The sequence below is a fragment of the Clostridium sp. genome, assembly GCF_036660475.1.
Lineage (GTDB): Bacteria > Bacillota > Clostridia > Clostridiales > Clostridiaceae > Clostridium_J.
The window spans coordinates 177,824-197,843 of record NZ_JAVXAO010000004.1 but is presented as its reverse complement, the minus strand read 5'-3'; the positions used below and the strand labels follow the sequence as shown (position 1 = coordinate 197,843).

Genomic DNA, 20,020 nt, shown 5'->3' with positions numbered 1-20,020 from the left:
TTATACCTCCTTTATAAAATTACTATGCAAAACACAGTAGTCGCTTTAAATTTAGTACTACGTTTTACATAGTACCCTTGAATTAATAATACCATAGTACTGTGTGATACACAATAGGTATTTATTTTTTTTATATGTTTTTGACATTCCATAATAATCATACACTTCAATTGAACCTACTATTTAAATTTTAGCTATGTTTCCAACTGGTATTGTTATACGGTTAATGTCAACTTGCCTAAATTCTTTCAGATCATAAATCATTAAAATTTGTATTAACAACTTAGCTTAACTTTTTGAATAGTTCATGTGATTCCTTAAATTTATAACATATTAATTGATTAACAATGCATATACATTAAACATAGTACACTACTGTTATATAAATTTAGGAGGTCTATTTCTATGAACTCTACAATATTTATGTGGGAATCCATTGGTGCAATCATGATTTTTCTCATCGGCGCAATAATCCACTTTGGTTATGAAATTACAGATAAATTCACACCTTTATCCGGTATTTTTGCTGTTAATGAAAGTATCTGGGAACATTGCAAATTAACTTTTTGGGCACCCTTAATCTTTGCCCTAATAGAGTATTTCTTTATTGGTCATTATGCAAACAATTTTTTAGTAGCGAAAGTTGCTAGTGCCTTTGTTACTACTATTGCAATGGTAATACTTTATTATAGTTGGCTTAATCTTTTTCATAAACACAGCTTTATAGCTGACTTAATTATATTTGAAATTAGTATCCTAATTGGTTTATTTATTAGCTACAACTTAATGCTAATGGAACCACTTCCAGATCTTTTAAACACAGTATCTATCTTTGCTTTAATCTGTGCCACCTTCTTATTTTATTTTTTTACTTATTACCCGCCACACCTTCCAATATTCCATTGTTCTTCAACGGGTAAATATGGATTGAATGATTAATACACTATTCATAATCCTTAATTCTTCAAAAGCTTTAGGTGCATTTTCTATACGCCTAAAGCTTTTGTTTAATCAATATATATATATTGGAAATTTAATTGACAATGTTACTACAAGGTTCTAATCCATAATTTGAAATTATGATTATAGCTCCTTAGAAATTCCTTTACTTAACTTTTTATAAAACTCCTACATAGTTCTATCAGCTACTTTAAATTTTCAATCCCAGATCGTAAACTACCCATTCTTCACTAGTCATACTTTTTTCTATAACCTTAGTTCCATCTTCCTTTTCAATATATCTAAAACTGCTATTTATCTCAGTTACAAAAGCTTTAATCCAAAGTTCTCTGAGCTCATAAAAGTAATTTACACTCCCACCCTCTGCTGTCCATATATCTTTATGAACACAAACTCTTCTTATCCACTCCACTCTATCATCACTGGAAGTAATTACTTCATTTACTCTATCACAAGGCATTCCATCTAAAATATAGTCATTTATACTATTAAATATCTCCAAGGCCGTGGTTTGCTTCACTCCCCTTGCTTTTACTTCTTCAGCAGCCTGCATCCCTTGGGTAATATATATATTCTCCAACTTATCCTTAGCTCCATCTTTTTTCAAAACTTCCGTTATCCATGCAGCCATTCTTCCTTCTGCTGCGTGAATTTTTCCTTGTAACCATCCATGAATATTACTTTTATCTATCATATCTTCTAGTGATAATTTTGGAAGTCTCTCCCCATATTTCTTGTTGATTTTTTCCGATATAATCTCTATATCTAATTCTTCCTCGCTTACCAATTTAATTATTTCTTCCTCTAACCCCTCAAACCACATTATTTTATTAAATAGCCAATAATGTATTTTCCCTAAATATGCACTCATTTAAGTTCCTCCTTGCGCTTATTCCTTGCTGATATTCTTATATTGTGTTCTTCGTTGATTTCATTTTAATCTTTCATTCGATTATACTAATGTTTCAGAAATTGTTACTAATATTTTACTATCTATCTTGGCAATTACATTATGCTCTATCCTTGCATCAAACTCCATAAAGTCTCCTTTTTTTAACTTAAACTTTTCACCTGTAGCAAATTCCATATCTACAATTCCTTCATAGACCTGTATTACTGCATACCCATTGTGTTTGTGATTCGGCAATCCATTTCCCTCAGTGAAATTAAAAAATACAGTCTTAAACTTCTTATTAAAGGCCAACATTTTTTTATTTTCTTCCACGGTATCAATATTTATAACCTTCAACGTTTTTTTATCCTGAAGTTTCATTGTTTTTAATGGTTTTTTTATGTTTTTATCCATTTAATTACACCCCTCTAATATCATTTTAAAATATAACTTCACATTCTTTAATAATTTGTCTATAAATATAAGTTTTTAACCTCTTTTAAATAATTTATTATTCCTTATAATGAAATCATACCAAATAACTCTACTTTAATCTGTAACACTAGTTACCACTTAATTAATATATATATTCTAATAAAATTTATACAATTTAATTTTAAAAATCAATTAATGATTTTAATCCTACTATCCGACTTCAAATCTTAAATTTTTAATTTTAAGTCGTACATCTTAACAAAAATTTATGTAATGATAAAAAGTGAGGCTATCCTAAAATGATTTTAAAATCACTCCAAGATAACCTCACTTTATTTATTTATTTATTTATTTAATGCTTCCAATAATTCTTGTAGTTCTAATCCATGTACGTTTGCTGCTTCTTCAATTGTTTCCGCTTGTGCCGATGGGCATCCAACACAACCCATTCCAAATCCCATTAATACCTCAGCCACAGAACCCTTTTGTCTTATTGCTTCCCCAATTGTCATTTCTTTAGTTATCATATAATTTTCCTCCTCTTATTTATACATTTTATTCAGTATATCAAATACTTCAATCCATTTCTACAAATAGTAAAACTTCATTTCATATTTAGCATACATAAAACTTATTTAATTTCCCTCTTATATTTATCTTTTATAGTTATTACTATACCATATTCTTTTTAATAATTATGTAACATATGATACCAATAATTACATATATCCTTAATTATTTATCTATGCTCTTCTAATATTTATCTCATTATTTTTAATCCTTTTAGCTAAGTCTTTAACCTTTTCTTCAATTGATTTTGCAGTCTTTATAAACTCCTCATCTGATTTTCCACTTGGGTCTTCAAGTCCCCAATCCTCTACATGATTCCCCTGAAGATATGGACACACTACGTTACATCCCATTTTTATCACTATATGAACTTCTGGAATATCTTCTAAAAGCTTTGACTTATGTGTTTTATTCATGTCCACATTATATAAATCCTTTACTATTCTTACTGCATCTTGATTTATTTGTGGTCTAAACTCTGTCCCTGCAGAATAACTTTCAAAGACCTCACTTGCATATAATTTTCCTAATGCTTCTGCCATCTGTGATCTACATGAATTGTGAACACAGATAAATGCTACCTTTGTTTTCATAATATAATCTCTCCACTTCTTCTTATACTTATATTAAATGGCTGTCTCAAAATTGAGATAGCCATTCAAAATAATCCTATATTTCTTCTAGTTATTTTCTCTAGTTTAGCTAATAGCTTTCTTAATTAATTCTATAATCTTATCTGGTGATAAAAGCTTACCATAACATAACACTTTATCGTTTACCACTAAAGCTGGTGTTTGCATAACTCCATAACGTGCTATCTCCATAACATCACCAGTATTCTCAACCTGAACACCTAAATTCATTTGTTCAACGGCAATCTTAGCATTCTCAAACATCTGAGCACTCTTTTTGCAACATGCTCCTAACACAATAATTCTCATAATATAATCCTCCTTCAAATAAATAAGTAACCAAAGAAATTAAATACGTATCCAATAATAATAATTCCGACACTAACTATGCCTACAAAAGTGGCTAATAATTTGGGTTTTACAGCTTTTCTAAGCATAATAATTGATGGTAGTGATAGTGCTGTTACGCTCATCATAAATGATAATACGGTTCCTACACCTACCCCTTTAAAGAATAATGCTTCTGCTATTGGAAGTGTGCCAAAAATATCTGCATACATTGGTATACCAACGGCTGTTGCTAGCAATACAGAAAATGGATTATTTTCACCTAATATACTTTGAATAACCTCTGTAGGTATCCAGTTATGAATTATTGCTCCAATTCCAACTCCAATTAAAACATAAAGCCATACCTTTTTCACAGTGAAAAACATCTGATCCTTAGCAAAGGTAGCTCTATCTTTTTTAGTAAGCTCTGGAGCCTCTATATCAATAGCAGTTCCCGTTTTTATATATTGCTCTATATAATCTTCCATTCCTAATTTATCGATTAAGCTTCCACCAATAACCGCTAATATTATTCCTACTATTACATATGCTAATGCAATCTTAATGCCGAATATACTAGTTAAAAGTAAAAATGCTGCAATATCAACCAGTGGTGATGATATTAAAAATGAAAATGTAACACCTACTGGAAGTCCAGCATTGGTAAACCCTATAAATAGTGGAATAGATGAACATGAGCAAAACGGAGTCAATGTTCCAAGCAATGCTCCAACTATATTAGCCTTTACCCCTTTAAATTTCCCTATAATTTTTTTAGTTCTCTCTGGTGGAAAATAACTCTGAATATATGAAACCAAGAAAATCAACACTGATAATAAGATCATTATTTTCACCGTATCATATATAAAAAACTGTACGCTTCCACCTACTCTAGTTGTAATATCCAATCCTAAAGATGATAATCCTAATCCTATAACTTCACTTAGCCACTTCATTCCAAGAATTTGGTTCTGAAAAAAATTCCATAGTCCAATTAATAAATTCATAATCTTTACTCCTATCATTAAGCATTACATAGATAAATCTCTATATCTTTATTATATGCATCATATAGATATTTGTCTATATGATTTCTAAATTTTTGGCAATAATTTTTTATGTTTTCTAGAGGTGTTATTGATAATAATACCTAGATACATGTAAATCCCTAAAAAATATCCATTAGCATTTTATCTTAAAATACCAATGGATATTTTCACTTATAGATTTCACATCTCTTCAACTAAATTTCAGCCTTAAGAATCTTAACAATTTGCTTGGCAGACAAAACTTGCCCCATAGATTTCGCTTTCCCATCCACCATTAATGTAGGTGTTGTCATAACACCAAGGGCTATTATATCCATTAAAGCTTCCACCTTAATAATATCCGCTTCTATACCAAGCCCTTTTACCGACTCTACTGTATTGTCATAAAGCTTACTACACTTTGAACATCCTTCTCCAAGAATTTTAATCTCCATAGTATTTACCCCCTAATCTAATTTCTTAACTCCATCTTCTCTCCTATGATTTCATTCCAATTATCCATTATCTGTTTTATTATGTTTGGACCTATTTTAGATATAAATATCATATGGGAAATATCCTTCTCTTCACATGGCTTATAGTCAATATTTTTTCCAACAACGTCAACTTGATGCCACCCTTCTTCTAGTTTGAAGAACCCTTTTATTCTATAACTACTAGCTTTTATATTATTAAGAAATTCTTCTAACTTGTCCTTTGCAACAACGCCAGTAAACTTCATTGTAAAGCTATTAGGTTTAGTATCTGGTGTATTGGTAGTTTCTTCACCTTCAACCCATTGATTTTTTAATAAATCTTCACTTAAGAAATCCATATCAAACTCCCCAAAAGAACAAGTTATTATGTCACAAACTGGATTTATTATTCTAATCTCTTGGATTACTTCTTGTAATTTTTCTTCACTTATTAAATCCACCTTATTTAAAATAGCCATATTACAATGCTTTAATTGACGATTAACAGTCTCCAAATCTTCAAGTTGTTCTATGAAATTCACTCCATCAATTAGGCATAAAACCCCTTTAAAGTCATATACATCTCCTGCTAAAACCTTAACACCTTGAAGTATTTCCTCCACATTTGAAGGATCTGCAAGTCCTGAGCTCTCCACAAACAAATATTTCAAATCCTGTTTTCCCATGTCAGCTAAAGCTTGTGCAAATGATAACTTTAAACAAGAACAGAATATTGATCCTCTGTTTATTTCCACCATCTCAATATTATCTTTTCTAATTATTTCCCCATCAATACCTAGCTTTCCAAATTCATTTTGGATAACTCCTACTCTCTCTTCCTTCAACAAATCAAGAAGCCTTAGAAGTACCGTAGTTTTACCTGAACCTAAAAATCCTGTTAATACATATAAATTAGTTTTATCTCCCATTTTAACCCCACCCTTTATAATTAATATTCATCAATAAATAATTGCAAAAAACTTTTTAAGAATATCCTATAAATCTAATTTAAACTCTTAGCACAGTTATCGAAGATAATGTTAAGTCCTTATCAACACTAAGCTAAAACATAGCTGAAATTATAAATTAAATTTCAAAAACTCTCTAAGTTCCTCTACTCTTTCCGCATTTATTCTATAATGCATCCATGAACCTTCTTTATTGCCTATAACAAGTCCACTATCAATTAAAATTTTCATATGATAAGACAGGGTTGGTTGTGTAATATTAAAATTCTCAAGAATCTTACATGCACATAATTCCTCTTCCTCTGTAAGCATCTTAACAATTTTTAATCTGGTTTCATCTGCTAACCCCTTAAACATTTGTACATATTCAGAATATCCATATTTCACGCTAATTCACCTCTACTTTTATATTTCATTGAACCTCTACTCTTTACCAATATTATATTCTCCATATAGATATTTGTCTATATGGAGAATATAAGTAATTATACTTACATAACGAAATAAATAAATACTTATAATACAAATAAGCCTAGGTTACATATTATACCTTGGCTTATTTCATATTATTACATATTAAACTATCTTCTGAACTCTTCCAACAACACCATCTTCAAGCATTACCTTAATGCCTCTATGATGAACTGCCGAATTAGTTAGTAATCTCTTAACTATTCCCTCAGTTAACTTTCCTGTACGTTGGTCTTCCTTCTTTACAACTAGAACCTTTGATCCTAGTTTAACATCTGCTCTTTTAGTTCCATCCATTATATTTCTCCTTACTATTTATCTAATATCTCATCGCTACAACCTCTACCTTCTTCAAGTTTACTAATAGCTGATGTTATCATAGATAAATTTAATTTCAATTGCTTTAACTATTAAATCTAGTTTTAATTATTTAGCTCTATTTCTTAAATAAATCTCCAAGTGCTGCAAATGGATTATCATTAGCTGCTTCTGCCTCGGCTTCCTTTTTCATCTTCTTCATATAATTACCAACATCTCTTTTATCAACTTTTCCACCCTTTTCAAATCGCTTGTTAAACTGAGACGCTTTTTCTCTGAAGTTACAGTTTGAGCCTGGGCATACATAGATTTGACCTTCCCCATGACCTTTAAGTGTAAGTTTTTTCTTGCACTCAGGACATCTTGCGTTGGTAGTTCTACTAACACCTTCTCTGTGTCCACATTCTCTATCTTGGCACACGTTCATAACTCCTGTTTTAGTTTTAACCTCTAGCATATATTTCCCACAGTTAGGGCATTTTGCTCCTGTTACATTCTCATGTACAAACTTATTGCCATTGGTCTTAACATCCTCAACTAGAGCCTTTGCATAATTTCTCATTTCTACAATAAAATCTAATGAATCTTCTTTACCTTTACTTATATCATCTAATTGACTTTCCCACTTTGCAGTTAACAGTGGTGATTTCAGTTCACTAGGAACTAGCTCTATAAGCTGCTTCCCCTTAGAAGTTGGAACTATTTCCTTACCTCTTTTTTCTAGTGAGAAAGCATTGAATAACTTTTCTATTATATCCGCTCTTGTAGCAACTGTTCCAAGTCCACCAGTTTCATTAAGTGTTTTAGCTGCATCTTTTCCCACATTTACATACTTATGTGGATTTTCCATGGCAGATAATAGTGTTCCTTCAGTAAATCTAGCTGGTGGTTTAGTTTGACACTTATTAGAGTTTACAGAGTTTATTTTTAACTTATTACCCTTAATAAGTTGTGGAAGAACTTGATCTTTAAGTCCATCTTCATCTGAACCTTCTTCCACATCTTCTCTATCGTAAACAGCCTTCCATCCCTTTGATTTTATAACTTTACCCTTAGCTATAAATTTTTCTCCTGCCATATCTATAACTATATTAGTTTGTAAATATTCAAAAGGTGGCATCATAACGCTTAAGAATCTTTTCACTACTAAATCATATATATTTTTTTCCTCTGTACTAAGGTTAGAAATATTAGGACTTTGCTCTGTAGGAATTATAGCATGGTGGTCCGAAACCCTGTTATTATCTACAAAACTTTTACTAGGATTAATTTTACCCTTTAAAATATTAGTAGCTACAGCTCTATATGCCCCAATAGAAATTGCTCTTAATCTATCTGGAAGGGTTCCAACTACATCTGTTGTGATATATCTTGAATCAGTTCTTGGGTAAGTTAATATCTTATGATTCTCATAAAGTCTTTGCATTATAGAAAGAGTTTGTTTTGCAGAGTAACTCCATATTCTATTTGCATCCCTTTGAAGCTCAGTTAAGTCATAAAGAGCTGGAGCACTTTTCTTTTTTAAGCTCTCCGTAACATCAACGATAGTGGCTTCTTTTCCTTTAACTTTATTCAAAATTTTATTTGTAGCCTCTTCACTAAATATACTTTGGCCATTACTTTTATCCACCCACTGAAGTGAAAAATCATTATTTTTCGCAGTTATTGTATAATAATCCTTAGGTTTAAAGTTTTTAATATCCTCTTCCCTTTGAACTATCATAGCTAAAGTCGGCGATTGAACTCTTCCTGCAGAAAGTTGTGCATTATACTTACAGGTTAAAGCACGAGTTACGTTAAGTCCAACTATCCAATCTGCCTCAGCTCTACATACAGCAGCCTTATATAAATTATTATAAGCTCCACCTGGTTTAAGGTTATTAAATCCATCTAAAATAGCCTTGTCAGTTTGAGAAGAAATCCATAATCTCTTAAGAGGCTTTTTAACTCCAGCCTTCTCAATTGTCCATCTAGCCACAAGCTCCCCTTCACGTCCTGCATCTGTCGCTATAACTATCTGATCAATATCAGCTCTTAACATCTGCTTTTTCACTTCATAAAACTGTTTTTGAGTCTTCTTTAAAACTGTTAACTTCATACGCTGTGGTAACATTGGAAGTGTTTCCATACTCCACTTTTTATATTTTTCATCGTATTCCTCAGGATCTTGAAGTCCAACTAAGTGCCCAAGTGCCCAAGTTACAACATATTTACTTCCCTCTATATATGCACCCTTATTTTGATTACATTTTAAAACCTTTGCTAGGTCTCTACCTACACTTGGCTTTTCTGCTAAAACTAATATTTTTCCCATTACTTACTTCCTTTCATTCTTACCACAACTTACCTTCAACTTGAAATTTTATTACTAAAGCACATAAGTTGTAGCTATATTATTAACTTATTAAAATAATTTTACCATTAGACATCTGAAAATAAATAATAAGTCAAAATAATCGAACATACTAACTTGTTTATTTTTTGAAGATGCCTTATATCATCCTTTGTATTATACCATACTTTGCCTTAATTTATATTTATACCTTATCTCATTAATGTTCACTCAATTACTCCCATATTAAATAATAATCAATCAGACCATATTAAATAATAATACAACCAGAGTTGACAAATAACAAAAATAGTTATATTATTATTAGAAATTGATGAATATTTTATCTTACAATTATATATATATAATAATATAGATTAATCCATTGATGAGGGATAGTATTTAAATTTAGTTTCGTTACAGAGAGTCGGGGACGGTGGAATCCTGACATGAAGGAATTTAATGAATGGGCCTCAGAGGAGTAAAGGGAAATCTTTTTAGATAGTACTGGTTACCGTGGACTGCACGTTATAGCGGGTAGAGTATGTTAGTACTCGAATTTTGAGAGGCGTATTTATGTATATAATCTTTTATTAGCTATTGTAGAGTTAATAAGATATTTCTTCTATACATATATTGCAATTTAGGTGGTATCGCGGATAACAACTCCGTCCTATTAATTTAGGACGGAGTTTTTTTGCTTATTTTTTAATAATAATATTTAAATTATTATCAATATTATATGAGTATAGTAGTATTCCACTCTACGAATGGTTACTTTAATCACAATTTTTACTCTATAATTTATTAAAATATACAAATTTTAAGGAGGTGATTTACATGGTATGAAGTATTAATTCTGATAAAGATGACATTGGAGACTGGCAAAATAATAAAATATTAATTAAATTTAGGAGGATTCAAATTATGAACACAAAAAAACTAACAATGAATGGAATACTTTTAGCCATAGGCGCAATACTTCACCAAATCACCCCTGCCTTAGGATTACCAATGCAACCAGATTTTGCACTGGCTATGTTATTTATAATTATGATATTAAACAAACATGATTATAAAACTTCAATGATAGCTGCATTAATCACAGGAATATTTGCATCAATGACAACTAAATTTCCAGGTGGACAACTTCCTAACATCATAGATAAGATGGTTACAGCTAACTTCATCTATCTACTAATGTTTTTTATCTTCAAAGTAAAAGCTTTAAATAAGATAGATGAATTAAAAAAAGATAATATAGTCGTAGTATTAATATTACCTATTGGAACATTAATTAGCGGCACAATATTTTTAGTATCAGCACAAATACTAGTAGGACTACCAGCACCCTTCACTGCTTTATTTTTAACTGTAGTATTACCAACTGTAGCAATAAACCTACTTGGTGGTATTTTTTTATATAAAACCGTAACCTTAGCTTTGAAAAGAAGCTCTTATTCAGCTAGAGGGTAATTTGTTCAAACGTTATACTATTTTAAGGACCTTCATCTATTTTCACCTCTATTATATATTTAATTGTTAAAAATTCTATATAAGTGAGTAGATATACTATCTATAAATTGCATTTATTTTCAAATTTAATGATATAATTATCATAGTAACAAATAATTTTTCAATCTAGTTGAGGGGGATTTTTATATGAAAGTATTATTAATAAACGGCAGTCCTAACGAGAGGGGCTGCACCTATACTGCTCTTTGTGAAATTGCAAGGGAGCTTGAAAATGAAAATATAGAGACTGAAATATTCTATGTTGGCAAAAATCCTATAAGAGGATGTATGGGGTGTGGTCACTGTTCTCGAAGTGGTAGTGGTAAATGTATATTTAACGATGATACTGTTAATATTGCCCTAGAAAAGGCTGAAGATGTAGATGGATTTATCTTTGGTTCTCCAGTTCACTATGCTGGTGCATCTGGTATGATTACATCTTTCCTAGATAGATTTTTTTATGCTGGAAATAGTTTCGCATATAAACCTGGAGCTGCTATTGTAAGCTGTCGTAGAGGTGGTGCAACAGCTACCTTTGACCAGTTAAATAAATATTTTACAATATCAAATATGCCAATTGTTTCTTCACAATATTGGAACATGGTTCATGGTAATACGCCTGATGAGGTTAAGCAGGACCTTGAAGGTATGCAGACTATGAGAACTCTAGGTAAAAATATGGCATGGATGCTTAAATCCATTGATGCTGGCAAAAAAGCTGGAATTTCATTACCCGAAAAAGAGAAAAAAGAAAGAACTAACTTTATTAGATAGCAATAAGGAGGTTATTACTTGAAAAAATCAAATAATTATCTACGCTTCGGTATGTTGCTTATTTGCGCCTATTTCATTTTTAACCAATTTGCAATATTGCCAGATTTTCTTATGGGGGCATGTTTAAGCCTTGGTATTCTACTTGAGGCACTTGGCCTGTACTCTATAAAATATGATGTTTCTAAATTAAAACTTTTCAAAAAAAATCTTTTGAAAACACGTCCTAAATCACAATAATGCGATCTGTAACACAGCAATAAATGAATAAAAAAACAGCAACAAAATTATATTTTATTGCTGTTTTTTTCATTAGTTACACCAATGTATTATAAATAATTTAATTCTATGCTTCTTCATAACCCTTTGGATTATTACTTTGCCATTTCCAAGAATCTTCACACATATCTTTTATTCCTTTTTCAGCCGTCCACCCAAGTTCAGTGTTTGCTTTTACTGGATCTGCATAACAAGTTGCAATATCTCCAGGTCTTCTATCCACAATTTTGTAAGGAACTTCTCTTCCGCTAGCTTCCGAGAATGCTTTAACCATATCAAGAACACTATACCCATTTCCTGTCCCTAAATTATAAGTTACAATACCAGAGTTTCCTCTTAATTTCTCAATAGCTTTAATATGCCCTTTAGCTAGGTCAACTACATGGATATAATCTCTAACCCCTGTACCATCTGGAGTGTTATAATCATCTCCAAATACACTAAGTTCTTTAATCTCTCCAATGGCAACCTTAGTTATAAAAGGCATTAAGTTATTTGGAATCCCACATGGATCTTCTCCAATAGTTCCACTCTCATGAGCACCAACCGGATTAAAATAACGAAGTAATGCTATATTCCATGAGTTATCTGATTTATATACATCTCTTAAAATATCTTCTAGCATAAGTTTTGTACTTCCATATGGATTAGTTGATGAAAGAGGTGACTCTTCTGTTATTGGAATAATCTTAGCATCCCCATAAACCGTCGCAGATGAACTAAACACAAGATTTTTCACGCCATGATTTCTCATAATTTGTAAAAGCACTAAGGTGCTCGTTATATTATTGTAATAGTACTCGATAGGCTTGGCTACAGATTCTCCTACAGCCTTATACCCTGCAAAGTGTATAACTGAATCTATATTATTTTCCTTAAAAACCTTGTTCATATCTTCCGCATTTAATACATCATATTTGTAAAATTTAGGTTTAACACCTGTTATAGCCTTAATTCTATCATTAACTAATTCCTTACTATTGCTTAAATTATCTACAATTACAACTTCATAACCATCCTTTAATAGTTCTACAGTAGTATGACTACCTATATATCCCATTCCGCCAGTTACTAAAACTGCCATATTAAACACTCCATTCATAATTTTCTTCAATATGTTTGTCATTGTTATATTAACACTTATACAATTATATACCATAATATACAATTATTAAAGAGTAAAGCTAATGCTATTCTAGGATTTTTTACTTACCCTAAAATAGTATTAGCTCAACATATCTTTATTACGCCTGCTCAATGTAATCTAAAAATATTTCTACTACACTTGGATCAAACTGAGTTCCTGAAAATTTTTTTATTTCTTTAATAGCTTGCTCTTTATTCATAGCTTTCTTATAAACCCTATCCTGTGTCATACCGTCATAAGCATCTGAAATTGATATAATCCTTGCCATTAAAGGTATATCTTCCCCTTCAATGCCAAGAGGATAACCACTTCCATCCCATTTTTCATGGTGCGTTAGAACACATTTTGCAACATTCCATAGTTCACTAGATGCATTAATTATTCTATATCCTTTTTCTGTATGGGTTTTCATAATTTCAAATTCCTCTTCAGTAAGTGGTCCCGGTTTTAATAATATGTCCTCTTCAACACCTATTTTACCTATATCATGAAGTCTAGCTCCGATAGCGAGTTCATCCATTTCAGAAACACTAAGCTTAAGTCTTCTTCCAATTTCTAAGGCATAGTTTTCAACTCTTTCTGTATGTTCTTCTGTTTCTATACTCTTAGCCTCTAAACTCTTCTTTAATGAATTCATCATAGAACTTCTAATACTGTGTTGATTTAAAAGTTTTTGTCGATATACCCGCTCTTCAACCTCTTTAATTGAATCATAAATATCCTCCTCAATAGTATATTTCACAACCTGACCTAAGGATATGCTTAGCTCAATATATTTATAATCATCATTTCTACACTCTTCTTGAATTCTTTGTACTACTTTCTCACAACTATATTCATTACAATTTGGGATAAGAATCATAAATTCATCCCCACCCCATCTAAAAACAAACCCCTTATCATCACTAGCAAGCTGTAACACTTTAGATATACTTTTTAAAAGCAAATCCCCTTCTAAGTGACCTACTGAATCATTTATTAACTTAAGACCATTAACATCTCCCATTATTAATCCCAATGGAAGAAATTCATCTTTGTTTAATTCCTCTATCTTCTCTTCAAAATATGTTCTGTTATAAATTCCAGTAAGAGTATCTGTATAACTTAAATATCGAAGTTTCTCTTCTAATTTTTTTCGTGGAGTTACATCCCTAGCAAGCCCAACAATTCCCAAAACCTCACCGTCGTCATCTATAACTGGAACTTTTAAGCTTTCTTCTGCCCCCTTATTACCATATTTATCATAAGTAACACCTTCTATATACTTTTGTTTTTTATTTTTAATTATTTCATTATCTTCAATATTAAATTTCTCTGCCGCTAATTTATTAGGATTAATCTCTAAATCTGTTTTTCCCATTATGTCATACACACCTAGATTTCTATAGTAATCCTGGAATTTTTTATTATATCCAATATATTTACATTCCTTATTTTTATAAAATATAGCTTCTGGAAGTGCATCTATAATAGTCCTTACTATATTCTTTTGATAATTAAGCTCACGCTCTTTAACTTTATCGTTTTCAACATCAACAATTATTCCACCCACAAACTTAATCTTTCCCTCATTGTCAAAGATTGGAAATGTATGACATTGTTTTACTCTATTATCTATAATTTCCTCTGATGTGTTTATACCCATTTTATACAAACATGCTTTTATGTTATTATCATATTTGTCGGCTATAGTGGTTGGATAAATTTCTTTATTTGTTTTTCCTTTTACTTCTTGAAACCTAACTTTATAAAGTTTTTCGTAAGCTTCATTTAGAAAAATAACTCTTGTATCTGAATCCTCAATCCAAACTGGCCAAGGCATATTTTTTACAAACAATTCCCATAAGTTCATTTTTATCACCTACATTTCTCAATGATATTATTTTACCATGATTCTACATATTTTACTATATTGGACTCCTAAAGTGAATAAATAATATTTAACCCCTGGAAAAGTCTCCACTCTTCCAGGGGTATACAAAATATAGGTGATACGTCTATTGAAATCTCAAACTTATTTTATTCCCATCCACAAAACTTTTCTAAAAATATAGACTATATAAAATAGTAATATGATTAACTATCCTTATATTCCATTTCATACAATTTGTTCTTATCCCAACCTTTGAAGTTCATTTTTCAACTTATCCTTAAATCTAGGATCTCCAGCAATATAATAACTTAAGATGTCGCTAACCGTCTGTCCATCTAATCCTGAAACTCCACCATTTCTATCTACTAAATCTTCAATAGCATCTAAAATTCTTTCTTCTAAAATTATTCTAATTTCCTCTTCTGCCTCTAGTCTTCTATTTACCTCATCTTCAATTTGACTTTTATCTCCTCGTGAGAGATATCTATCTTTTATTCTTCTTATAATCACCTTTAAAATAACTCCTTTAAATTTCTCGTTTTATGCTAAATAAACTATCTAAATTTAATTCAAACTTTTACTTATACTTAACATATAAATATTTATTAAATATAATAAGTATTTCACACCTACTATTATTAATATGAATAAATACCATTATATGTGTACTTAACTTTATTTTTGAGTTATTTAAAACTTAGTACTCTTACCTTAATGAATAATTACCTGTATACTTAATCTTTCAAGACTAAAAATTCAATATATGGAAATAATTGTATTGAGGTGATTGTAATGAAATTATTTGAAATAGCTTTTTTATTAATCTTTCTTTTAATATTATTTAAAAGCGTTACTCCAATTATTATGTTGTTTATAAATTTAAAGGACGAGAAAATCAAATTCACTATTAATGTGAAAAAAGAAAGTATTCATAATATGACAGGTCTTGAATTTGAAGGATTCTGTAAATGGCTTTTTGAAGAAAATCCACAATATACAAACGTAGAACTTACTTCACAAGCCAATGATGGAGGTGTTGATTTAATACTCACATCTAAAGATAGTGAAAAAATATATGTAGAATGTAAAAGATATAATATTAAAGAATCTTATGAGAATGGTAATCCTGTAACTACTAAAGATGAAGATTTCACTATAGGTAGAGTTATATGTCAAAAGCTTGTGGGAGCTATGATGGCTAACAATGTAAAATCAGGCTTTATTGTAACTACCGGTAGTGTCCATCAGAATGCTCTTGATTATATTAAAACTCTAGAATCTTCTAGTAGTTTAACTATTAAAATTCTAACAATGAAGGATATAGTTGAAATTATAAAAAATCGTCAAGGACAAGAAAACTATTCCTTGATATTAGAAATATAAAGATATAATTTATGCAAAGTTTTCATCCATAATTTTAATAGCAACTTTTTGTATTTAGTCATAACTTTTACTTTTCTTAATATACTTTATTGTAAATGAAAGGAGGGATAAGAAAATGGGTAAACAAAAAAGAGGTAAAGTTATTAAAAGTATAGTTGGATGGAGAGGCACTTGTCCTTTATGTGGGCGAAAAAGGGTGAGATTAGTTTGGAGTAAAAAAGATGTATCTGGCAAGACAATTAACATTTGTAAAATTTGTTCGAACAAATAATAAAACAATATTTTAATAATAAATATAGTAAAAAGAGGGCTACATTAAAAATTACATAGTCCTCACTTTATTATATTCACTTTAATTTTACACTTTAGCTATTTTCAACTTAGAAACACATAATATTTTTAAAAGGATATGTTCATATTCTGCTTCCATTTTATAATATATCCTTTAAATCTAATTCTAACTTAACGCCAAAAATCTATGCATATAACCTGTCCATTTCAATCTTAAAATCCTCTAAGAATTCTTCTATCATCTCATCAAGTTTTCCACAGTTTTCTATAAGTTTACATTCAGTCCCCTTAACATCCTCACAATAAGCTGAATTAATAACTACATCATCACCTTCAAGCTTTAAAATCAAACCTAATTCACCTGTTAATGCAAATCTATAATCTCCTGTGTCTAACAACCCGGCTTTTTTACATTCCTCATTAGTAATACTTGAAGAATAATTCCATGGGAGTGGATTATATGCTCTTTCTCCACTAATGAAGTAAACATCATCTTCTTCTCCAACTCCTTGATACGCAAAGACACTATATATTGCCTTACCCTCTTCTAAAAATGCTCTTAAAAAAGTTTCAATTTTTTCCTCATTTTTAATAATAGCCGTTGAAACATAGTCTGGTCCATCACATAGTTTGTCCATAGTTCCTACATTATATGCTATTGGAAGCAATTCTTCATTTCTTACTGAATACTCTACAAATTCTCTTAATTTAAATTTAGATAGTTTTATTACTTTCTCTTCCATGTTTATTCCTCCGTAGTCTTATTGCATTTTCCCCTTGTTAACTAAGCAATATAATATGTCTAGTTACATTTCCATTCGACATTTACCCTAATATTACCCTATGTAATTTCATTCTTCTTTAATATGTATTCCTATGTTCAAAAAATGATTATATCACATCCAAAGATAATATCCTATAGGATTTTTTATTTTTTTCATATTATCTCTTTTTATAATTTTTTTATCCTAAATTAATATCGATTACTAAACTTTAACCTTTATACCTAAATCTTGTTAAATCATTTTAATTCATACTTGTTTTTATATATTCAACTAAAGTATCAAAATCTAAAGGCTTGCTATATAAATATCCTTGATAATTGCTACATCCTATTTCATAAAGTTTATCTCTTTGCTCCTTAGTTTCCACATACTCTGCTATTATAGAAAAACCTAGTGATTTTGAAAGATGTACTATTGATGCAATTATATCAACACTTCTATCATTACTAAGTATGTCTTTTATTAATGTTCCATCAAGCTTTACTACATCAAATTCATTTTTTTGTAGATACATCATAGAGCTATGCCCCATTCCAAAGTCATCCATCAAAACTTGAACACCGAGTTTTTTCATTGCCTTTAATCTATTCGTAATAGCTATACTATTACTTAATGCTATCTGTTCAGTTAATTCAATCCCAATACTATTAGGTTTAATATTGTATTTATCTATTAAGCTCTTTAATTCTTTGTTAAAATTTGGATTATTCAGTTGATCTACTGATACATTTATTGATACTTTTATTGATAAATTAAACAGCTTTTCTAATTTATTAACTGCAATACAGCCCTTTTCTATTATAATAAATCCAAGTTCATCTAATATATTAGCTTCCTTGCCTAATGCTATTATCAGAGGTGGATACATATATCCCCCTAAGCTATGTTCCCATCTAAGTAAAGCTTCTACACCTATAGTTTCTCCATCTGAATTTACTTGTGGTTGATAAAATAACATTAACTCATTGTTTTTAATAGCACTTTTCAAATCTTCTACTAACATTATTGCTATTGAAGATAACTTATCTTTCCGCTCTAATAAAACTGGCACCTCACCTGCAACTTCACTTTCCTGAAGTATTCTAGTAAGCTCATTTATATTATTCTTCACCTTGCTTATATGTACTTCATCACAAACTTTAACAAATGGCATGTATATAAGGGTTCCTATGAACAAATTAATAAGTTGAAGTACACTTCCATTTAATGATTTAGTAGCAGCATATCCACTAAAAAATATAGGTGTTGTCCATTCAACTTGAGAAATCGTAAGTGGAACTAACCCTAATGCTAATGACACATATGATACTATTGTTAAAACGATTGGAGTTAATATGAATGGAATAAGTAAAATTGGATTGAATACTATTGGCATTCCAAAGACTACAAATTCACTAATATTAAAAAATACTGGTATAATCGACATAGTTGCTAGTTGCCTTGTATTTCTTCTTTTGCCCTTTATAAGTATGGCTATTACTAAACAAATAATACTACCACAACCACCCATAAATACAAATGTATCAAAAAATGTTTTAGTGAAAATTTCTGTAGGAGCTTCCATCATTGCAATTAGGTTCATATTAGTATTAAGACCTGAAGTAAATAATCCTCTTGCAACAGAATCTAATATATTACTTCCATGTATCCCGAAAAACCACATAAATTGCATCGAAAATACAAATAATATTGCACTCCCTAAATTTCTACCCATACCATCAAACAGTGAATTAATACCCCTTGAGAATAGTTCTTGAAAGCTATTTACTCCAAATGAATTACTAATTAATACATTTAGAGATGAAAAACATAATATCACTAATAAACTCGGTATTATAGCTGATATTGAGGAATTAAAATAAATATCGGTCCCATCAAAATGAGTTCTAAGTTTAAACCACTTAATAGAACTAACTCTAACATAAATTACAGAAGACAAAACTGATACTACAATTGCCGTAAATAGCCACAATGAGTTAAATATATTCGTTAAAGAGTTTGTTCCTTCGGAACCTGCAAACGCTATAAATGAACACACTGATACTACAGACATAATTATACAATCAAACCTAGTTTTATCTACCATCTCCCCATAGCTATAGCTTATAGTAATAAGTAAAATAAGAGCTATAATTTCTAAACTTCCATTTGTTACATATGTTAGTATACTTTTAATGCTTCCACCTAAAAATTCATTTAAAAATATTTGATAAGAGTTTATTGGTATATTTAGTACCACAATAACTATTGAACTTACCATAAGTATAGGAATCGATATAACTAACCCTCGCCTTATAGCTCCAATAATTTTATTATCTTCAATAGCATTAAATATGTTAATTATGAAATTAAGCACTTTATTTTCCATATATAACCTCCACTTAAATAATTGGTATGATTATAATTCATCATGTGATTTCTTTGTTTTAATACAGTTTTTTTCAAATAATCCTATAGTTTATGCTAATAGCAAATATATTTGAATGGAGTTAGTTCATATGTTAATCACTAAGCCTGGTGAATCTCATCAAGGCAAGCAACATAATCGTATGGAGTTAGTTCAT

22 protein-coding genes and 1 other annotated feature are annotated in these 20,020 nt (G+C 30.2%); of the genes, 6 read left to right on the top strand and 16 right to left on the bottom strand.

The genetic code is table 11. The features are described from left to right. Window positions 1-405: 405 nt before the first annotated feature. Window positions 406-939: a DUF6512 family protein gene (locus RSA29_RS07895; protein WP_346943490.1), complete on the top strand. Its 534-nt coding sequence runs from the start codon at window positions 406-408 to the stop codon at window positions 937-939. 211 nt (window positions 940-1,150) lie between these two features. Here the strand turns inward: RSA29_RS07895 and RSA29_RS07890 are convergent, their stop codons facing one another. The 11 genes from RSA29_RS07890 to RSA29_RS07840 all read right to left on the bottom strand — a co-directional run bounded on the left by RSA29_RS07890 (window position 1,151) and on the right by RSA29_RS07840 (window position 9,394). Then, window positions 1,151-1,831 (bottom strand): hypothetical protein, encoded by a 681-nt coding sequence (locus RSA29_RS07890; RefSeq protein WP_346943489.1) that lies wholly within the window; start codon window positions 1,829-1,831, stop codon window positions 1,151-1,153. A gap of 81 nt (window positions 1,832-1,912) precedes the next feature. Next, window positions 1,913-2,266: a cupin domain-containing protein gene (locus RSA29_RS07885; protein WP_346943488.1), complete on the bottom strand. Its 354-nt coding sequence runs from the start codon at window positions 2,264-2,266 to the stop codon at window positions 1,913-1,915. Window positions 2,267-2,631: 365 nt separating this feature from the next. After that, the gene (locus RSA29_RS07880) at window positions 2,632-2,814 is read right to left on the bottom strand and encodes a DUF1858 domain-containing protein (protein ID WP_346932195.1); all 183 of its coding nucleotides are present in this window, start codon (window positions 2,812-2,814) and stop codon (window positions 2,632-2,634) included. 216 nt (window positions 2,815-3,030) lie between these two features. Continuing rightward, entirely contained in the window at window positions 3,031-3,450 is a 420-nt protein-coding gene (locus RSA29_RS07875) for an arsenate reductase ArsC (RefSeq protein WP_346943487.1), read from the bottom strand. Between the two features lie 105 nt (window positions 3,451-3,555). Next, window positions 3,556-3,798, bottom strand: a complete 243-nt coding sequence (locus tag RSA29_RS07870; RefSeq protein ID WP_346943486.1) for a thioredoxin family protein — start codon at window positions 3,796-3,798, stop codon at window positions 3,556-3,558. A 14-nt stretch (window positions 3,799-3,812) separates the two neighbouring features. Then, the gene (locus tag RSA29_RS07865; RefSeq protein ID WP_346943485.1) at window positions 3,813-4,826 is read right to left on the bottom strand and encodes a permease; all 1,014 of its coding nucleotides are present in this window, start codon (window positions 4,824-4,826) and stop codon (window positions 3,813-3,815) included. A gap of 236 nt (window positions 4,827-5,062) precedes the next feature. Then, window positions 5,063-5,302, bottom strand: coding sequence for a thioredoxin family protein (locus tag RSA29_RS07860; protein ID WP_346943484.1), 240 nt, complete (start codon window positions 5,300-5,302; stop codon window positions 5,063-5,065). A 17-nt stretch (window positions 5,303-5,319) separates the two neighbouring features. Continuing rightward, entirely contained in the window at window positions 5,320-6,252 is a 933-nt protein-coding gene (locus tag RSA29_RS07855; RefSeq protein ID WP_346943483.1) for a CobW family GTP-binding protein, read from the bottom strand. A 150-nt stretch (window positions 6,253-6,402) separates the two neighbouring features. Continuing rightward, window positions 6,403-6,678 (bottom strand): metalloregulator ArsR/SmtB family transcription factor, encoded by a 276-nt coding sequence (locus tag RSA29_RS07850; RefSeq protein WP_346943482.1) that lies wholly within the window; start codon window positions 6,676-6,678, stop codon window positions 6,403-6,405. A gap of 189 nt (window positions 6,679-6,867) precedes the next feature. Then, window positions 6,868-7,059 (bottom strand): YwbE family protein, encoded by a 192-nt coding sequence (locus tag RSA29_RS07845; protein ID WP_346943481.1) that lies wholly within the window; start codon window positions 7,057-7,059, stop codon window positions 6,868-6,870. 139 nt (window positions 7,060-7,198) lie between these two features. Continuing rightward, entirely contained in the window at window positions 7,199-9,394 is a 2,196-nt protein-coding gene (locus RSA29_RS07840; protein ID WP_346943480.1) for a DNA topoisomerase III, read from the bottom strand. Between the two features lie 394 nt (window positions 9,395-9,788). After that, window positions 9,789-10,091: a binding site (T-box leader), on the top strand. A 248-nt stretch (window positions 10,092-10,339) separates the two neighbouring features. On the opposite strand from RSA29_RS07840, the gene RSA29_RS07835 reads away from it, so the two are divergent. From RSA29_RS07835 to RSA29_RS07825, 3 genes are all read left to right on the top strand, one after another. Further along, a complete protein-coding gene (locus RSA29_RS07835; RefSeq protein ID WP_346943479.1) occupies window positions 10,340-10,888 on the top strand; it encodes a tryptophan transporter in 549 nt (182 codons plus the stop codon). Window positions 10,889-11,074: 186 nt separating this feature from the next. Continuing rightward, window positions 11,075-11,701 carry a flavodoxin family protein gene (locus RSA29_RS07830; protein WP_346943478.1) on the top strand — a complete coding sequence of 209 codons (627 nt, stop codon included), beginning with the start codon at window positions 11,075-11,077 and terminating at the stop codon, window positions 11,699-11,701. Between the two features lie 18 nt (window positions 11,702-11,719). Further along, window positions 11,720-11,938, top strand: coding sequence for a hypothetical protein (locus tag RSA29_RS07825; protein ID WP_346943477.1), 219 nt, complete (start codon window positions 11,720-11,722; stop codon window positions 11,936-11,938). A 106-nt stretch (window positions 11,939-12,044) separates the two neighbouring features. Here the strand turns inward: RSA29_RS07825 and galE are convergent, their stop codons facing one another. The 3 genes from galE to RSA29_RS07810 all read right to left on the bottom strand — a co-directional run bounded on the left by galE (window position 12,045) and on the right by RSA29_RS07810 (window position 15,507). Continuing rightward, window positions 12,045-13,061: a UDP-glucose 4-epimerase GalE gene (gene galE / locus RSA29_RS07820; RefSeq protein ID WP_346943476.1), complete on the bottom strand. Its 1,017-nt coding sequence runs from the start codon at window positions 13,059-13,061 to the stop codon at window positions 12,045-12,047. Window positions 13,062-13,221: 160 nt separating this feature from the next. After that, the gene (locus RSA29_RS07815) at window positions 13,222-14,976 is read right to left on the bottom strand and encodes an HD domain-containing phosphohydrolase (RefSeq protein WP_346943475.1); all 1,755 of its coding nucleotides are present in this window, start codon (window positions 14,974-14,976) and stop codon (window positions 13,222-13,224) included. A gap of 261 nt (window positions 14,977-15,237) precedes the next feature. Further along, a complete protein-coding gene (locus RSA29_RS07810) occupies window positions 15,238-15,507 on the bottom strand; it encodes a hypothetical protein (RefSeq protein ID WP_346943474.1) in 270 nt (89 codons plus the stop codon). Between the two features lie 282 nt (window positions 15,508-15,789). On the opposite strand from RSA29_RS07810, the gene RSA29_RS07805 reads away from it, so the two are divergent. Beyond that, window positions 15,790-16,380 (top strand): restriction endonuclease, encoded by a 591-nt coding sequence (locus RSA29_RS07805; RefSeq protein WP_346943473.1) that lies wholly within the window; start codon window positions 15,790-15,792, stop codon window positions 16,378-16,380. A gap of 115 nt (window positions 16,381-16,495) precedes the next feature. Then, the gene (locus RSA29_RS07800) at window positions 16,496-16,651 is read left to right on the top strand and encodes a hypothetical protein (RefSeq protein ID WP_346943472.1); all 156 of its coding nucleotides are present in this window, start codon (window positions 16,496-16,498) and stop codon (window positions 16,649-16,651) included. Window positions 16,652-16,856: 205 nt separating this feature from the next. Here RSA29_RS07800 and RSA29_RS07795 read toward each other — a convergent pair whose 3' ends face one another. Together RSA29_RS07795 and RSA29_RS07790 are read right to left on the bottom strand one after the other, a co-directional pair. Beyond that, window positions 16,857-17,414, bottom strand: a complete 558-nt coding sequence (locus RSA29_RS07795; RefSeq protein WP_346932178.1) for a hypothetical protein — start codon at window positions 17,412-17,414, stop codon at window positions 16,857-16,859. Window positions 17,415-17,697: 283 nt separating this feature from the next. Beyond that, window positions 17,698-19,824: an EAL domain-containing protein gene (locus tag RSA29_RS07790; protein WP_346943471.1), complete on the bottom strand. Its 2,127-nt coding sequence runs from the start codon at window positions 19,822-19,824 to the stop codon at window positions 17,698-17,700. Window positions 19,825-20,020: the final 196 nt, after the last annotated feature.

Coding starts and splice junctions, on each gene's coding strand:
- RSA29_RS07895 (WP_346943490.1), top strand. CDS start 406: ATGAACTCTACAATATTTATGTGGGAATCCATTGGTGCAATCATGATT.
- RSA29_RS07890 (WP_346943489.1), bottom strand. CDS start 1,831: ATGAGTGCATATTTAGGGAAAATACATTATTGGCTATTTAATAAAATA.
- RSA29_RS07885 (WP_346943488.1), bottom strand. CDS start 2,266: ATGGATAAAAACATAAAAAAACCATTAAAAACAATGAAACTTCAGGAT.
- RSA29_RS07880 (WP_346932195.1), bottom strand. CDS start 2,814: ATGATAACTAAAGAAATGACAATTGGGGAAGCAATAAGACAAAAGGGT.
- RSA29_RS07875 (WP_346943487.1), bottom strand. CDS start 3,450: ATGAAAACAAAGGTAGCATTTATCTGTGTTCACAATTCATGTAGATCA.
- RSA29_RS07870 (WP_346943486.1), bottom strand. CDS start 3,798: ATGAGAATTATTGTGTTAGGAGCATGTTGCAAAAAGAGTGCTCAGATG.
- RSA29_RS07865 (WP_346943485.1), bottom strand. CDS start 4,826: ATGAATTTATTAATTGGACTATGGAATTTTTTTCAGAACCAAATTCTT.
- RSA29_RS07860 (WP_346943484.1), bottom strand. CDS start 5,302: ATGGAGATTAAAATTCTTGGAGAAGGATGTTCAAAGTGTAGTAAGCTT.
- RSA29_RS07855 (WP_346943483.1), bottom strand. CDS start 6,252: ATGGGAGATAAAACTAATTTATATGTATTAACAGGATTTTTAGGTTCA.
- RSA29_RS07845 (WP_346943481.1), bottom strand. CDS start 7,059: ATGGATGGAACTAAAAGAGCAGATGTTAAACTAGGATCAAAGGTTCTA.
- RSA29_RS07840 (WP_346943480.1), bottom strand. CDS start 9,394: ATGGGAAAAATATTAGTTTTAGCAGAAAAGCCAAGTGTAGGTAGAGAC.
- RSA29_RS07835 (WP_346943479.1), top strand. CDS start 10,340: ATGAACACAAAAAAACTAACAATGAATGGAATACTTTTAGCCATAGGC.
- RSA29_RS07830 (WP_346943478.1), top strand. CDS start 11,075: ATGAAAGTATTATTAATAAACGGCAGTCCTAACGAGAGGGGCTGCACC.
- galE (WP_346943476.1), bottom strand. CDS start 13,061: ATGGCAGTTTTAGTAACTGGCGGAATGGGATATATAGGTAGTCATACT.
- RSA29_RS07815 (WP_346943475.1), bottom strand. CDS start 14,976: ATGAACTTATGGGAATTGTTTGTAAAAAATATGCCTTGGCCAGTTTGG.
- RSA29_RS07805 (WP_346943473.1), top strand. CDS start 15,790: ATGAAATTATTTGAAATAGCTTTTTTATTAATCTTTCTTTTAATATTA.
- RSA29_RS07800 (WP_346943472.1), top strand. CDS start 16,496: ATGGGTAAACAAAAAAGAGGTAAAGTTATTAAAAGTATAGTTGGATGG.
- RSA29_RS07795 (WP_346932178.1), bottom strand. CDS start 17,414: ATGGAAGAGAAAGTAATAAAACTATCTAAATTTAAATTAAGAGAATTT.
- RSA29_RS07790 (WP_346943471.1), bottom strand. CDS start 19,824: ATGGAAAATAAAGTGCTTAATTTCATAATTAACATATTTAATGCTATT.